The 486-nt window shown below is 64.2% G+C and carries 1 pseudogene; it reads left to right on the top strand.

Annotation, left to right across the window (positions count from 1 at the left end):
* Positions 1-486: pseudogene (locus tag EN939_RS37440) on the top strand (polyribonucleotide nucleotidyltransferase); the annotation flags it as partial.

Genomic DNA, 486 nt, shown 5'->3' with positions numbered 1-486 from the left:
GCTCTACGCCGCCGTCGACGCCGTCAAGGCGAAGGTCAAGGCAGCGTTCGCCCCGGTCGAAGGCGAAGATGCCAAGTACACCTCCGAGCAGATCGGTTCGGTTTTCAAGGAACTCCAGGCCAAGGTCGTGCGCTGGAACATTCTCGACACCGGCTCGCGCATCGATGGCCGTGACCTGAAGACAGTCCGCAAGATCGTCTCTGAAGTCGGCGTCCTGCCACGCACCCACGGTTCGGCGCTGTTCACCCGCGGCGAGACCCAGGCGCTGGTCGTTGCAACGCTCGGCACCGGCGAGGACGAGCAGTATGTCGATTCCCTGACCGGCATGTACAAGGAGAAGTTCCTCCTTCACTACAACTTCCCTCCCTACTCGGTCGGCGAGACCGGCCGCATGGGTTCGCCGGGTCGCCGCGAAATCGGCCACGGCAAGCTTGCCTGGCGCGCCATTCGCCCGATGCTGCCGAGTGCCGACCAGTTCCCCTACAC

Origin of the sequence: Mesorhizobium sp. M7A.F.Ca.CA.002.05.1.1 (assembly GCF_003998335.1) — a bacterium.
Lineage (GTDB): Bacteria > Pseudomonadota > Alphaproteobacteria > Rhizobiales > Rhizobiaceae > Mesorhizobium.
The sequence above is the reverse complement of the archived record's forward strand: the minus strand, read 5'-3'. Positions and strand labels throughout refer to the sequence as shown.